This is a genomic window from Holdemania sp. Marseille-P2844 (assembly GCF_900120005.1).
Classification (GTDB): Bacteria; Bacillota_I; Bacilli_A; order Erysipelotrichales; family Erysipelotrichaceae; genus Holdemania.
The window spans coordinates 310561-324243 of sequence record NZ_LT635451.1 but is presented as its reverse complement, the minus strand read 5'-3'; the positions used below and the strand labels follow the sequence as shown (position 1 = coordinate 324243).

The window sequence follows — 13683 nt, the reverse complement described above, 5'->3', positions numbered from 1 at the left end:
AAAACGAACGCTTGGGAAGAAATGGAAAAAGCCGGGGTCCTTCACGACTCCCCCGGCTGAATTAGAAAGCTTATGCTTCATTTATATCTATTTTGTTTAAAACAGGTCGTCTTCCTGCGGCGTTGCGGGTGTGACGACGACGGTTTCCATTTTCTCAATGCACTCGTCGATCAAGGCTTCAAAATCCCAGCCGGCTTCCATCTTTTCCGCTTTTTCCGGATGCGGCTTGGTCACCGGATTCTTCGGGGTAAAGATCGTGCAGCAGTCTTCAAATGGCAGAATCGACGTTTCATAGGTGTTGATGCGGCGGGCCACGTCGATGATTTCCAGCTTATCGTAGGTGACGACCGGCCGGATTACCGGCATGTCGATGACATGATTGATCGTCTGCATACTTTCCAGCGTCTGCGAAGCGACCTGCCCGATGCTTTCACCGTTGACGATCGCCAGGCATTTGTATTTCTGCGCGACCCGCTCGGCAATCCGATACATCATCCGGCGCATGATCGTGATCGCGTAGCTTTCGTCGCAATGCTTGTAAATCGCCAGCTGCAGATCGGTAAATGGAATGATATGCACCTTGATGCTGCCCTGGTATTTCGAGATGATCCCGGCTAAGTCCAACACTTTTTTCTGAGCGCTGCTGGAGGTATACGGCGGGGAGGCATAGTGAATGCATTCGATCTCCACGCCCCGCTTCATCGTCAGGTAGCCGGCGACCGGCGAATCGATGCCGCCGGAAAGCATCAGCAGTGCTTTGCCGCCCATGCCGACCGGATAGCCGCCGGCGCCTTTGACGGTATCGGCCATCACATAAGTAAATTCCTCGCGGACCTCAATCCCGATCCGCAGATCCGGGTGGTGGACGTCGACCTTCATTTCGCTTTCCTTCAAGATTTTCGTCGCGACGGCACGATTGATCTGATCGCTGACCATCGGGAATTTCTTATCATGACGGCGGGTTTCGACCTTAAAGGTCCCCTGGCCGCGTTCCATCGCCACCTGATAGCCGGTTTCCACCATCGCGTCGAGACCAGAACGGATTTTCAGGCAGAGGGAAAATGAACTCAGGCCGAAGATTTCCTTCAGAATCGCGCAGATTTCCTCCGGTTCCGTTCCATGCAGGTGAATATATAAGCGGTCAAAGGTCCGCTCATACGTCAATTTGTCATAAGCGCTTAACGAGGCGCGGATGTTGTCGGTCAGCTTTTTGATAAAATCCTTACGGTTTTTACCCTTGGTCGACAATTCGCCATAACGGACTAAAATGTGATCATAGTGAATGGGTTCCATATTTATGTAATATCTCCTTCAGTTCCCGCAGAAATCGATCGACTTCTTCCGGCGTGTTGCGGCTGGAAAAACTGCAGCGGATGCTTGACAGTGCCCGCTTATCGCTCATCCCCATCGCCTTGAGGACATGGGATGGCGTTTTGGACTTGCTGGAACAGGTGCTCTGCGCGGAAACGCAGATATTCCGGCTGTTAAGCGCGTTCATCATGACTTCCGACGGGATCGTTTTGCATGAGAAATTTAAAATTGCGCTGACGCCGTCGTCCGGACTGTTAATTTCAATCTCAGGCAGCTGGGCCAGCCCTTCGCGCATCCGCCGATTCAGCTGACGGGTCACCATCCGGTACTGCGTCTGTTCTTCCAGAGCCAAACGCAAAGTTTTGGCCAGCGCGATGTCGGCAATGGAATTGGCCGTGCCGCCGCGCAGTCCCTGTTCCTGCTGACCGCCGCTGATGATCGGCACCAGATTCACATGCTGCTTCTTCATCAAAAAGCCGCTGCCCTTCAAGCCCTCAATCTTATGCGCGGAAAAGCTTGCCAGATCGACCTGGCTCAGATCCAGATCAATTCGCTTCAGCGCCTGAACACAGTCGATATGAAGCAAAGCGTGGCTGTTTTTCCGGACGATCTTTTTAATGGCTTCCAGCGGCATGACGCTGCCGACTTCATTATTGACCGCCATGATCGAAACCAACGCCGTTTTCTCGCTCAGCGCCTGCTCAAGTTGATCCAGACGGACTACGCCGCGTTCGTCGACGTCCAGCCAGGTCACGTCAAACCCGAACACCTCTTCCAGCTGGCGCATCGCGTTGGCGACACTGGAATGTTCGACCTTCGTCGTTATCAGATGGTTTTTCCTGCCCATCGCGGCAAACGCCGCGCCCTTGATCGCCATGTTGTTGGCCTCGCTGGCGCCGCTGGTAAAAATAATTTCATGCGGCTGCACTTTCAGAAGAGAAGCAATCTGCGTGCGGCTTTTTTCCATCAGGCGGGAAATTTCCATCCCTTCATCATACAAAGATTCGCTGTTGGCGAACGATGTTTCCAACAGCGAGTTGACCAGTTTGCGGACTTCCGGATGCACCGGCGTCGTACTGGCGTTATCAAAATAAATCGCGTTATCAGGCAGCACTTTGCGCATTCTCCTTTATCAGCTTCTCATACGACCCCGGATGGATTCGTTCAATCGTCGCCAGCGCCACGGTCAGCGCCTGCGTGTATTCGCCATTGCGGAAGCACAGCTCGGCCCGGGTCAGCTCGGAGTCGATATCCGGATACGTCGAACGGTATTTATTCCCGAAAACAATCGTATTCTCCACCATGATCGCCATGGCGACAAGGTTGTTCACATTGTTGTACAGCTTGTAAATATAATCGATCGCGTCGTTGAGCGTGGCGTTCATCAGCTGCACATTGAGCGGCGTATCGGTTAAAAGATCTTCAATCGAGCGGACATATTCGACAGCCCGCGCCAGATCACCTTCATAGGTGGCGGAAATCGCCGGCAGTTTGTTCTTGCGGATTTTGACCTGCATCTCATTCATGATCAGCTGCAGCTTCAGCAGCTGCTTCTTCCCCCGGGCCTCGTCGCTGCAGGCGCTGTCCAGCCGCGCTTTCAGCTGGTTGACCTCAGTCAGCACGGCGTCGGCTTCCTGCTGAAGCTCTTTCAGGGAAATCAAAATCGTCGAAGCCGGAACGGAATTGCCTTTGATCATCTGCATGATCTTGACGCGCATATCTTCGATTTCAATGATCCGCTGCTCGCGCAGTTTAATCTGATCACTCAGATCCTCGATCCCAAACCGCACGGAAACCTTCGCCATCAGCTGGCGGACATACTGACTGTTTTCTTTCAGCTGCAGCACGGTCTTTTCTGCTTTTTCCTCAGCCTGACGCATTTCGTCATAGCTCTGGCCTTCTTTTTCAATCTGCGCCAACAACTGACTGAGCCGCTTTTTATCCTCGTCCAGATGCGCCCGGATATGAACGGCTGTCCCCTGCTTCAGTGCAGCCAGATCTTCTTTCAGCGTCTCGCTGATCACTTCCAGATTGCGCGGCACTTCCAGATGGTGCAGATAAACGCCCTTTTGTTTCTGCATCGAATAACTGCGCGAAACCTCGTCGATCAAATTCGGAATCAGTCCGCGCGCTTCCTGAAGCAGCTGCGGCAGGTTATTAATGATATCGGTCAGATCGCCCAGCGCTTCGCGGATTTCTACCAGCTCTTCCGAAGCTTTTTCAAACTCCGACGCATACATCCACTCCTCAAACGCCGAGAACATTTTCTCCGTCGCGGCGATCCGGTTTTCTATTGTCTCCCAACAGAACGACAGCTGCGCGCTCTTTTCCTGCGCCTGCAGCTTCAGCGTCCGGAATTCTTCCTTCATCTGCGTGACTTCCGCCCGCTGCGCTGTTTCCTTTTCGAGAATTTTATCCAGGAACGCTTCCAGCTGATGGACCTGTTCCTCGCCCAGCTCCATCATGTTGTCCAGATCGTCCAGGTTGATGCGCGCGTCTTTCAGCTTACCGACCAGAACCATGTCTTCCGTGTCCGCCAGCATCTGCGCGATCTGCTTCAGATTGGCCTGCGCCAGTTCAAAATCATCCTTGCAATGCGTGACCTGCGCCATCGTCTCCTGATTGACGCGAGCAATCGCCACGGCTTTGTTCAGCTTAAACGGCAGCGGCACGCTCTTGATCGAGTTGTACCGGACTTCCAGCTCCGACAGCTGCGCCTTGCAGTTTTTAATCTTTACCTTTCGCACGATGAACCAGATTATAAAAAGAACAAGAATGACCACCATGGCGATGATCACTTCTTTTCGTGTCAGAATTTCCAGTACCTTCTCCAACGCATACCACCTCTTAGTTCTTATTTTATCATAAAGCGACAAACTCTCATAGGTTAAAATCAAGTTTTTGACAACTTCTTATTCCCGATGGAAAACGCCGCAAAGTCCAACTTTTCTTATCATTTAAAGGATCAGTTCCATCAGAATTTCATCATCGTCCCGCTCGCCGGTTTCCGTAAAGCCCAACGACCGATACAATCGCGCCGCGGCCTGATCTGCCTCACGGTAACATAAAACAACGCGTTTTAGCCGGCGTTCACGCAGGCTTTGCAGCAGCAGCTCCATCGCCTTCCGGCCATAGCCCCGGCCCTGAAACCGCTGATCAATAAAGAATTGATCAAGAATGACCGTTGTTCCCAAATCTGTTTCCCGCGTCATTATCAGACCAAGTTTGTCTGTTCCTTCCTCGATCAGACTTACTTCGCTGTTTTGATGGCGATACGCATAAGCGCGAGCTAAAATCATCGGCGCGCTGCTCAAATATCCGCTTTGTTCCGGCGTCACGCTCAGACAGCAGGCCTGACGGTAATTGTGTTGATCGATCGTTGTAAATTGCATCTTTTTCCCTCCTGCCGCCGGTTTGAATTTCCCTGCGGCGCTCATTTTTTCATTATAAACTGCCCCTCGCTCACAATTCAACTCCGATTCCTGCAAAACGCCTTTATCTAAAGGGATTTATTTCATTTTTCGATTGACAGGGAGCGAAGAAATCTGCTATACTTACCTAGCGTTTAATAATAGCAGCTTACAAAGTTGCGCAACCGGCGTTGGTACTGGAATTCTTTCCAGAGCAGAAGTAACTTGCTGCTTCAAGCGAAACTGCCGTCTACCAACACCCTGCGTCAATGATTTGTACCTGTTGTTGTTTTATGTGCCATAAAACACACAAGGAGGAATTGAAAATGGCAAGAAATACTGGACCAGTTTGGAAAATTTCCCGTCGTCTGGGCTTCTCGATCCTGGAAACAGGCGAGGAACTGCAGCGCCGCACTTATGCGCCAGGTCAGCACGGACCGACAAAGCGGATTAAGCTGAGCAACTACGGCACGCAGCTGCGTGAAAAGCAGAGAATCAGAAACATGTATGGCGTTAACGAACGTCAGTTCGCGAACACTTATGTGAAAGCAGAAAAGATGGCTGGCGTTAAGGGTCACAACTTCCTGTGCCTGCTGGAATCCCGTCTGGATAACATCGTTTACCGCATGGGCTTCGCCAGAACTCGCCGCGCTGCCCGTCAGTTAGTCAACCATGGTCATATCCTGGTTAACGGCAAGAAGGTCGATATCCCTTCCTTCACGGTAAAGCCGGGTTCTACGGTTGAAGTTAAGGAAAAGTCCAAGTCGATGGCCTGCATCGCCGATGCGCTGGAAGCAACGCTGAACACACCGGCTTTCGTTACCGTTGATAAGGAAAACAAAAAGGGCACCTATGTCCGCCTGCCGGAACGGAACGAACTGAATCAGGAAATCAACGAACTACTGGTTGTCGAATACTACAACCGATAAGTCAAAAGAAGCCTTCTAGCAAGGCTTTTTTTGTATTTTCGCCTTGTTTTTCAAGCGGCATTCCGCTACACTGAAAATAGAGAAAGAAGGCAAACGTATGGGTGAATTATCAAAGCTGCCGAATCTGGGAAAAGAATTGGAACGCCAGCTGAACGAAGTCGGAATCACCACCGCGGATCAGCTGATCGCGCTGGGCGCCCAGCAAGCCTGGTTAAAAATTAGGGCTGTCGATCCTTCCGCCTGTATCCACCGCTTGTACGCGCTGGAAGGCGCGATTCAGGGCATAAAGAAAAGCGAGCTCAGCCCCGATAAGAAGGCCGAGCTCAAAGATTTTTATTCTGTCTACAAATAAGCGTCAGGCGAATTCTTCGGAATTCGCTTTTTAAATCAGAAAGCGAAGATAGTCCAGATCGACCTGCATATAGCCGACTACGCCTTGTCCCAGATCGACTTTAATCCACTTGTAGCCATCTTCCAGAACCGTGGCGCTGATTAAATCCACAGGCAAGCTTTCACCCGGGCTCAGCTCCGCGATCACGGTTCCTGAAATCACGGCATTGCGCACATAATAGATGTTGCGGCGGCCGACGCCGTGCACGACCTGCACCGTAACATACGGATTAATCCACTGAATATCCTGTCCCCCCTCTTCGTTCTCGCCGATAATCACCGGATAGTTTTTATACGCGGTATTCAGATCACAGCGGCCGGGCACGCCGGGCACAGATCCGCTGCTCGTATATTGCCACATCCCGCAGGGCAGCGACGGTCCGTTGACATTCCATTGGGCCAGCCACAGATCGTAGCGGTCCAGCTCGCTCAAGATCAGCTTGTTAAGAAACCAGTCCAGACTTGCGTAAACCATCGGATAGAAGCCGGCTTCTTCTATTTTCTGGCAGGTGTAGCGGCAGATTTCAGTATTCAGCGCTTTGTTATACAGTGTTCCGTGGCGTTCTTTATAACCGTCTGCATCTTCCATGTCGATTGCGACCGGCATGCGTGGAGAAAAATGCCGGGCCAGCGCGATCAACTTTTCGGCCTCACGCATCATCTCGGATTCGTTTAAAGCATAGCTGTAATGATACAGTCCGTATGGCAGCCCCGCGTCGTTGCATTTACGCACATTCTCACGAAAGCGTAAGTCTTCAACGAAGTGACCCCAGCTTGACCGCAGCATCACCGCTTCCACGCCAGACGCCCGGACCTGCCGAAAATCCACATTTCCATCATACTGACTGATGTCGATGACTTTCATATTGTGTCCTCCTTTCTTCCCGGATTGTCCGGTAATCCATTTTATTCACGGAGAAGAAGGCGCTCTGGCGCATGTTCCTAAACAGTTGAAACAAAAAAGGTGCGGTGAATATCTTTACGATATCCGCCACACCATTTTATTGATCACGCCCACGTAGCTCTGAATAATCTTCACCACTTTCGTGCTTACATTTTCTTCAACATAATCCGGGACCGGAATTCCGTAATCCCCGGACAGATTCATCTGTACTGCCGTATCGACTGCCTGCAGCAGCGACTTTTCATCAATTCCTGCTAAAACAAAGCAGGCTTTATCCAAGGCTTCCGGTCTTTCCGTGGATGTCCGGATGCAGACGGCCGGAAATGGATGGCCTATGCTGATAAAGAAGCTGCTTTCCTCCGGTAATGTGCCCGAATCCGAGACCACCGCAAAGGCATTCATCTGCAGGTGATTGTAATCATGAAAGCCTAACGGTTCATGTTGAATCACCCGCGGATCGAGCTGAAAGCCTGACGCTTTCAAACGATTGCGGGAACGCGGATGACAGGAGTACAGAATCGGCATATCATATTTTTCCGCCATTTTATTAATCGCGTTAAACAACGAAAGGAAATTCTTTTCCGTATCCAAATTCTCTTCCCGGTGAGCGGAAAGCAGAATATAGCGATGCGGCTGCAAGCCCAGCTTTTCTAAAATCGTCGAGCTTTCAATTTCACTCAGATTCTGATGCAGCACTTCCGCCATCGGCGATCCGGTTACATAGACGCGCTCTTTCGGCAGACCGCATTCATGCAGATACTTTCGCGCATGCTCAGAATACGCCAGGTTGACATCGGAAATGATATCGACGATCCGGCGGTTTGTTTCTTCCGGCAGACATTCGTCTTTGCAGCGGTTCCCGGCTTCCATATGGAAAATGGGAATATGCAGACGCTTGGCGGCGATCGCAGATAAACAGGAATTGGTATCTCCCAGAATCAATAACGCTTCCGGATGAATTTGACTCATCAGCTTGTAGGAACAGTTGATGATGTTGCCTACGGTTGCGCCTAAGTCGTCCCCTACCGCATCCATATACACTTCCGGATCCGCGATCTTCAGGTTTTCAAAGAAGATCCCATTTAACGTGTAGTCATAGTTCTGGCCCGTATGGGCTAAAACCACATCAAAATATTTCCGGCATTTGTTGATCACCGCCGCCAGCCGGATGATTTCCGGCCGCGTGCCCACGATGATTAAAAGCTTAAGTTTTCCGTTATCCTGAAAATGGATAGAAGAATAATTGGTTCTGATTTCACTCATTCTGCTGCCTTCCTCCCTACTTCTTCAAAAAAGGTATCGGGTTGCTCCGGGTTAAAGATTTCATTGCACGTCATCACAGTAACCAGATTTTCAGTTTCTGACAGATTGATGATGTTGTGCGTCCACCCGGGAATCATATAGACGGCTTCTATCTTCTCACCTGACACTTCAAATTCAACAAGTTCCCCGGTATGAATATTCCGTTCCTGAATTAAGCCATGACCCGCTACGACAATGAACTGTTCCCATTTGCTGTTATGCCAATGCTGCCCTTTTGTAATGCCAGGTTTACTGATATTAATACTGACCTGACCGCAGTCCAGCGTATGCAGGAGTTCCGTAAAGCTCCCGCGTGCATCACAGTTCATCTTCAGTTCATACTTAAATTTCTCCGCCGGAAGATAAGTTAAGTATAAACTATACAATTTCTTCGCAAAGGAGCCTTCCGGAATTTTAGGCATCATTAACGTCTCCGGCTGCGCTTTGAATTGTTCCAGTAAATCGACAATCTCGCCCAGGGTAACCTTATGCGTCACAGGCACGCAACAATAACGTCCGGCTTCTTTTAGAACCGTTTCTACTCCGTCAAATTCACAGTGCTGTTCTTTTCCTTCCAGAAGATCAAACATGCCTTCGATCAGATCATCAATGTAAAGTAATTCTAATTCTGTACTTCTGTCATTCACAGTGAACTCTTCATCATTCGCCACAGCCCAGCAGAACGTCGACACCGCTGAATTGTATTTAGGACGGCTATGGCCCATTAAGTTCGGAAACCGGTACACCGCGACTTTGGCTCCCGTTTCTTCAGCATACTGAAAAAACAGTTCTTCGCCTGCTTTCTTACTTTTGCCATACTCCGATTCCCCAAACCTTCCAGCCAGCGTCGCCTGAATCGAAGAACTCAGCATGATCGTCGCGTTGTTCTGATGTTTTTTCAATAATTCCAACAATGTCGATGTAAACCCAAAGTTTCCCAACATGAATTCAGCCGGATCCTGAGGCCGGTTGACGCCTGCCAGATGGAATACAAAATCAGCTTTTTCACAGTACAGTTCTAATTCTTCTACCGTAGATTCCCGATCATATTCATAGATCTCATCGACCTTCAATCCCGGCCGAGTTCTATTTTTATTTTCTTTGATATTCTTCAGATTGGCAACCAGAGCTGTTCCTACCATACCCTTAGCGCCTGTAACTAATATGTTCATTCCACACCGCCTATCACGTTGATATTGTACTATTTGTTTAAATGGGATTCAAGGAATTATTTTTGTACCATCCTCTATAAAAGTCTAAAGATTCGTTTTTATACCTTATTGTTTATTATATCCCTGGCCAATATTTATATCAGCTATTCAATAAGGAAAACCGTTTAATCTCACCCCAATAAAACGCTGGTATATCCCTTTTCTTTTACCGGTTTAAGCCCTACATTATAATAAATTCTTTTCAATTTCCTGATTTCTATTATTAAATTGATATAAATTATTAACAATCTCTAGTCCAATTCCAATGTCATCTCATAAATAATTAATTCACAAAATATTATCAACGACTCATTTTCTGTTATGAACGGTTATTCAAAAAAGAACTTTCTAACACCTTGAAGTAGCAAAAAAGGGCGGATTTCTCCGACCTCTTTGCATTAGATCACTTCAGGATTTTCAATCACGTGCAGAACATATTGCCCATTCTCCACGTCCACTTTCATCGTGCAGTTGCCCTCGTTGCCCCGTTCAATCATCTTACGGGCAATCAAGGTTTCAATCGTTCTCTGGATATGCCGCTTCATCGGCCGCGCTCCGAAGACCGGATCCACGCCCAGCTCAACGATCTTCGCCTTTGCCGCGTCGGTGACTTCAAGCGCAATATCCTTCTTCGCTAACCGGCCAGCCAGTTCATGCAGGAACTTATCAGCGATCTTGATCAGCACTTCATTGTTCAAGGCATTGAAGACGATGATCTCATCGATCCGATTGACGAATTCCGGTTTGAAATACTTATGGACTTCGTCCATATACCGGCGGTTGCGTTCTTCCTTATCGCTGTCGAACGCATATTGTGAGCCGAGGTTGCTGGTCATGATGATCAGCGTATTCTTGAAGTCGACGGTGACGCCCTTGTTATCGGTGATCCGACCGTCGTCCAGGATCTGAAGCAGGATGTTGAAGACATCCGGATGAGCCTTTTCCACTTCGTCCAGCAGCACGATGGAATACGGCTTTCTGCGCACTGCTTCCGTCAGCTGACCGCCCTCGTCGTAACCGACATATCCCGGAGGCGCGCCGATCAACCGCGACACGCTGTGCTTCTCCATGTATTCGCTCATATCAATCCGGATGATCTTCGATTCATCGTCAAATAACTGCTCCGCCAGCGCCTTGGCCACTTCGGTCTTACCGACGCCGGTCGGGCCTAAGAACAAGAACGAACCAATCGGCCGGTTTTCATCCTGAATCTGCGCCTTGGACCGCAGAATCGCTTCCGTGACCAGCTCCAGCGCCTCATCCTGACCGATGACCCGCTGCGCCAGCGCGTCCTGCAGATGCAATAATTTCTGCCGTTCCGTTTCAATCAGCTTGCTGACCTCGATGTGCGTCCAGCGGGAAACGACCTTGGCGATCTGTTCCTCATCGACGATCTCCTGGATCATGTGTTCCTCTTTTTTGTTCTGCGCCGACTCGCGGATTTTCCGCTCCAGCGTCGGGATCGTGTCATACTGCAGCTTCGCCGCTTCCTCATAGCGCGCTTCGTTCTGCGCCTGCGTGAAGTCCAGGCGGGCTTTTTCCAGCTGCTCCTTGTAAACCTTGGCTTCGTCCAGCTTACGCTTTTCCTGCTGCCATTGGTTGTATTTGATTTCTTTTTCTTCTTTCAGATCCGCCAGTTCCCTGCGCAGCTCCTCCAGCCGCTGCAGCGTCTTGGCGTCGGTTTCCTTTTTCAGCGCCGTTTCTTCAATTTCCAGCTGCATAATCCGCCGCATCAGCTCGTCCAGCTCTGTCGGCATCGAATCCATCTCCACCCGCAGTGAAGCGCAGGCTTCATCGACCAAATCGATCGCTTTATCCGGCAAAAACCGGTCGGTGATATAGCGGTTGGACAGCGTCGCCGCAGCAATGATCGCTTCATCGAGAATCTGTACGCCATGATAGCTTTCAAACCGATCCTTCAAGCCCCGCAGGATAGAGATTGTGTCTTCCACGGACGGTTCGTCGACCTGAACTTTCTGGAACCGGCGTTCCAGCGCCGCATCCTTCTCAATATACTTGCGGTATTCATCAAACGTCGTCGCTCCGATACATTTCAGTTCGCCCCGCGCCAACATCGGCTTCAACAGGTTGGCTGCGTCCATGGAGCCTTCCGTCTTGCCCGCGCCGACCAGATTATGAATCTCGTCGATAAACAGGATGATGTTGCCGTCCGCCTGCTTCACTTCGTTCAGCACCGCTTTCAGCCGTTCCTCAAACTCGCCACGGTATTTTGCGCCGGCGATCAGTGCGCCCATATCCAGCTCGATCAGTTTCTTTTCCTTCAAGCCGAATGGAACGTCGCCGTTCATGATCCGCCACGCGATGCCCTCGACAATCGCCGTCTTCCCGACACCCGGTTCGCCAATCAGCACCGGGTTATTCTTTGTTTTCCGCGACAAGATCTGGATAACCCGCCGGATTTCCTCATCCCGGCCGATAACCGGATCGATCTTGCCGCTCTTGACGTCCTCGACCAGATCGTGTCCGTATTTCTGCAGCGCATCCAGTTGATTTTCCGCGTTCTGTTCATTCATCTTCATTCCACCTCGTCTTTCTTCCTCCGCTTTTTCAAGCGCTTTTTTCGTAATTCCGGTCGCTTCCAGAATCGCCTTGGCGACGGCGCTGCCACCGAACAACAAGCCGATCAGAAATGCTACCGAACTCATATAGGTTTCTTCGTGTGCCTGACTCCACTTCAGCGCTTCCTGATACGCCTGATTCACCTCGCGGGAGAGGTTCGGTTGAGCGCCGGAAGTACTGGAAGGCAGCCGTTTCATATAACTGTCGACGATCTGCAGCGTCCGTTGCTTGTCTTGTCCCAGCCGCTGCCACAAGCCGTCGATGCCGTCGTCTTCAAAAATTGCTTTCAGACAATGCTCGACGTTCAGCTCGCTCTGGCCCTGCGCCTGCGCCAGCTGGATCGCTTCCATTAAGATCCGCTGCAATCGTTCTGTCATCTGATCAATATTCATAGGATGTCCCTCCTTACACTCGTTAGTATATCACTTTTAGCACTCTAGTCAATAGAGTGCTAAACAAAATTTTTAAGAAAAGGGTTCGTTGTCCCGAAACCCTTTCCATCGTTATTTAAAAGCTTTCTTGAACTTGTCGAAGACGGATTCCTTCCCGCCTTTCGCCTGCAGCTTGCGCAGCTTTTCATACATTTCTTTTTCTTCGCCGCTCAGCTTCTTCGGGATTTCGATCTTCACCTCAACGAGCTGATCGCCTTGACCAGACCCGCGCAGATCTTTCACGCCCTTGCCTTTCAGCCGGAACTGCTGGCCGTTCTGCGTTCCTGAAGGAATCGTCAGCTCGACGTCGCCATAAACCGTTGGCACGTCGACCGAACAGCCCAGTGTTGCGTCCACTGAAGAAATCGGAATCGTAATGTAGATATTCCGGCCGTCGCGCACGAAATAATCGTGCTTCATGACCATGATCTCGATATACAGATCGCCGTTTGGCCCGCCGTTGGCGCCGCGTTCACCTTTGCCGGATACCCGCAGCTGCTGCCCGGACTGAATGCCGGCCGGGATCTTGACGTCGACGCTCACGCGTTTATGTTCATAACCCTTGCCGCCGCACTTGGAGCATTTTTTACGGATTTTCTTACCCGTGCCGCCGCAGTCCGGGCAGACACTCTGGGACTGGAATACCCCGAACGGCGTCCGCTGCTGCGTAACGACCGTTCCGGAACCGTGACACGTCGGACAGACGGTAACGTCATCCTTGGAATGCGCACCGGTTCCCATGCATTGAGAACACTGTTCATCCACGTCGATCGTGATCGTCTCCGTCTTGCCGAAGATCGCGTCCATAAAGCTGATCTTCATCTGCATGTAGCGGTCCTGACCCTTGCGCGGGCCGTTGGACCGGGCCCGGGATCCGCCGCCGCCAAAGCCGCCGCCGAAGAACGATCCGAAGATATCGTTCAGATCGTCAAATCCGCCGCCGCCAAAACCGCCGCCGAAGCCGCCGGCGCCCATACCGTCCATTCCCGCATGACCGAACTGATCATAGGTCGCCCGTTTCTGCGGGTCGCTGAGCACTTCGTAGGCCTCGTTGACTTCTTTAAATTTTTCTTCTGCACCCGGTTCCTTGTTCACATCCGGATGGTATTGCTTCGCCAGTTTTCGATAGGCTTTTTTTATTTCATCATCGGAAGCGCCTTTGCTGATGCCCAGGACTTCATAATAGTCGCGCTTTTCGCTCATAAAACATCACCC

Annotated in this window: 11 protein-coding genes; 2 read left to right on the top strand and 9 right to left on the bottom strand. The window is 50.5% G+C overall.

What is annotated here, in order from left to right; translation table 11 throughout:
- Positions 1-96: 96 nt before the first annotated feature.
- From thiI to BQ7364_RS08145, 4 genes are all read right to left on the bottom strand, one after another.
- On the bottom strand, positions 97-1293 hold the full coding sequence (thiI, locus tag BQ7364_RS08160; protein ID WP_072684267.1) for a tRNA uracil 4-sulfurtransferase ThiI: 1197 nt from the start codon (positions 1291-1293) through the stop codon (positions 97-99).
- A complete protein-coding gene (locus BQ7364_RS08155; RefSeq protein WP_072684266.1) occupies positions 1274-2434 on the bottom strand; it encodes a cysteine desulfurase family protein in 1161 nt (386 codons plus the stop codon). The genes thiI and BQ7364_RS08155 overlap by 20 nt, the downstream gene beginning before the upstream one ends.
- Complete coding sequence (locus BQ7364_RS08150; protein ID WP_072684265.1) at positions 2415-4145, bottom strand: septation ring formation regulator EzrA; 1731 nt, start codon at positions 4143-4145, stop codon at positions 2415-2417. Before BQ7364_RS08150 ends, BQ7364_RS08155 begins: the two co-directional genes overlap by 20 nt.
- A gap of 123 nt (positions 4146-4268) precedes the next feature.
- Entirely contained in the window at positions 4269-4703 is a 435-nt protein-coding gene (locus BQ7364_RS08145) for a GNAT family N-acetyltransferase (RefSeq protein ID WP_072684264.1), read from the bottom strand.
- 344 nt (positions 4704-5047) lie between these two features.
- Between BQ7364_RS08145 and rpsD the strand changes: the two genes are divergently transcribed.
- Both rpsD and BQ7364_RS08135 read left to right on the top strand, forming a co-directional pair.
- Positions 5048-5650 carry a 30S ribosomal protein S4 gene (gene rpsD / locus BQ7364_RS08140; RefSeq protein ID WP_072684263.1) on the top strand — a complete coding sequence of 201 codons (603 nt, stop codon included), beginning with the start codon at positions 5048-5050 and terminating at the stop codon, positions 5648-5650.
- Positions 5651-5747: 97 nt separating this feature from the next.
- The gene (locus BQ7364_RS08135; protein WP_039864335.1) at positions 5748-6002 is read left to right on the top strand and encodes a TfoX/Sxy family protein; all 255 of its coding nucleotides are present in this window, start codon (positions 5748-5750) and stop codon (positions 6000-6002) included.
- Between the two features lie 30 nt (positions 6003-6032).
- Here BQ7364_RS08135 and BQ7364_RS08130 read toward each other — a convergent pair whose 3' ends face one another.
- From BQ7364_RS08130 to dnaJ, 5 genes are all read right to left on the bottom strand, one after another.
- On the bottom strand, positions 6033-6905 hold the full coding sequence (locus tag BQ7364_RS08130) for a GH25 family lysozyme (protein ID WP_072684262.1): 873 nt from the start codon (positions 6903-6905) through the stop codon (positions 6033-6035).
- Between the two features lie 114 nt (positions 6906-7019).
- On the bottom strand, positions 7020-8207 hold the full coding sequence (gene wecB, locus BQ7364_RS08125) for a non-hydrolyzing UDP-N-acetylglucosamine 2-epimerase (protein ID WP_072684261.1): 1188 nt from the start codon (positions 8205-8207) through the stop codon (positions 7020-7022).
- Positions 8204-9418, bottom strand: coding sequence for a polysaccharide biosynthesis C-terminal domain-containing protein (locus tag BQ7364_RS08120; protein WP_072684260.1), 1215 nt, complete (start codon positions 9416-9418; stop codon positions 8204-8206). The genes wecB and BQ7364_RS08120 overlap by 4 nt, the downstream gene beginning before the upstream one ends.
- A 437-nt stretch (positions 9419-9855) precedes the next feature.
- Positions 9856-12429: an ATP-dependent Clp protease ATP-binding subunit gene (locus tag BQ7364_RS08115; protein WP_072684259.1), complete on the bottom strand. Its 2574-nt coding sequence runs from the start codon at positions 12427-12429 to the stop codon at positions 9856-9858.
- Between the two features lie 111 nt (positions 12430-12540).
- On the bottom strand, positions 12541-13671 hold the full coding sequence (gene dnaJ / locus BQ7364_RS08110) for a molecular chaperone DnaJ (protein ID WP_072684258.1): 1131 nt from the start codon (positions 13669-13671) through the stop codon (positions 12541-12543).
- Between the last annotated feature and the right edge of the window lie 12 nt (positions 13672-13683).

Coding starts and splice junctions, on each gene's coding strand:
- rpsD (WP_072684263.1), top strand. CDS start 5,048: ATGGCAAGAAATACTGGACCAGTTTGGAAAATTTCCCGTCGTCTGGGC.
- wecB (WP_072684261.1), bottom strand. CDS start 8,207: ATGAGTGAAATCAGAACCAATTATTCTTCTATCCATTTTCAGGATAAC.
- BQ7364_RS08145 (WP_072684264.1), bottom strand. CDS start 4,703: ATGCAATTTACAACGATCGATCAACACAATTACCGTCAGGCCTGCTGT.
- BQ7364_RS08135 (WP_039864335.1), top strand. CDS start 5,748: ATGGGTGAATTATCAAAGCTGCCGAATCTGGGAAAAGAATTGGAACGC.
- dnaJ (WP_072684258.1), bottom strand. CDS start 13,671: ATGAGCGAAAAGCGCGACTATTATGAAGTCCTGGGCATCAGCAAAGGC.
- thiI (WP_072684267.1), bottom strand. CDS start 1,293: ATGGAACCCATTCACTATGATCACATTTTAGTCCGTTATGGCGAATTG.
- BQ7364_RS08120 (WP_072684260.1), bottom strand. CDS start 9,418: ATGAACATATTAGTTACAGGCGCTAAGGGTATGGTAGGAACAGCTCTG.
- BQ7364_RS08155 (WP_072684266.1), bottom strand. CDS start 2,434: ATGCGCAAAGTGCTGCCTGATAACGCGATTTATTTTGATAACGCCAGT.
- BQ7364_RS08115 (WP_072684259.1), bottom strand. CDS start 12,429: ATGAATATTGATCAGATGACAGAACGATTGCAGCGGATCTTAATGGAA.
- BQ7364_RS08130 (WP_072684262.1), bottom strand. CDS start 6,905: ATGAAAGTCATCGACATCAGTCAGTATGATGGAAATGTGGATTTTCGG.